Raw genomic sequence first — 235 nt, forward strand, 5'->3', positions numbered from 1 at the left:
GGTATATAACGCCGTATGTCATACTTGTCATACAGCAGGCTTGCTAGGCTCTCCTATCTTTGGTGATACTGGCGCTTGGGGTCCACGTATTGCAAAAGGTAAAGATACGCTATATACCCATGCTATCAATGGTTTCAATGCGATGCCTGCAAAAGGTGGCGCGGATATTCCTGATGAAGAAGTTCAAAATGCCGTAGATTATATGGTCGCAGAAGCAAGCTAATCTTTGTTGATG

At 44.3% G+C, this 235-nt stretch carries 1 protein-coding gene; it reads left to right on the forward strand.

Features of this window, described 5'->3' with window-relative positions:
- Nucleotides 1-223 (forward strand): c-type cytochrome (locus SB772_RS45715; RefSeq protein WP_410839239.1); only part of this gene is annotated, 223 nt, incomplete at its 5' end.
- Nucleotides 224-235 lie beyond the last annotated feature (12 nt).

Origin of the sequence: Paraburkholderia sp. SIMBA_030 (genome assembly GCF_046535245.1) — a bacterium.
GTDB lineage: Bacteria > Pseudomonadota > Gammaproteobacteria > Burkholderiales > Burkholderiaceae > Paraburkholderia.